Here is a 437-nt window from a genome sequence, read left to right as displayed (position 1 = left end):
TGCACATTGTCAGCGCGTTCCGAACGGGTCAGGCCGACCTGCTGGCGGGTCGCCTTGCCGCGGCGGAGCGCGTCGCCCGCGAAGGGGACGCCGCTCTGTGTCGCCACCGCGTGCGCCAGCAGCCCTGACTGGTTGAATCGACGGCTCCAGGCACGTTGCCAGTGCAGCGGCACGGGAACCAGCATGTCGGCATCGTCGAGCAGCTCGCGGCCGGCGCGGGCCATCCATCGCCCCATCACCGGCGCGAGGTCGCAGCGATCCTGGTATTTGAGGCCGTGTACCAGGGTCTTGGCGGTGTCGTCGTAGCGCACCGCGGCGCGGGCGCGATGATAGGCCGGCGGTGCGGCGATCGCCTCCATGGACAGCAGGTCCGGACCGGGATCGTAGACGAAGGGAATGCCGAGGCGGGGACAGTGGGGCGGCGCAATGAACGACAA

The 437-nt window shown here is 69.8% G+C and carries 1 protein-coding gene; it reads right to left on the bottom strand.

Translation table 11 applies throughout. From position 1 onward, the window contains the following. Positions 1-437, bottom strand: a 437-nt coding sequence (locus A6F49_RS14420) for a ComF family protein (RefSeq protein ID WP_150119520.1), incomplete at both ends; no start/stop codon positions are given.

The sequence above is a fragment of the Enteractinococcus helveticum genome, assembly GCF_001657475.1.
GTDB classification, from domain to species: Bacteria; Actinomycetota; Actinomycetes; order Actinomycetales; family Micrococcaceae; genus Yaniella; species Yaniella helvetica.
This window is presented reverse-complemented; position numbering and strand designations above follow the sequence as displayed.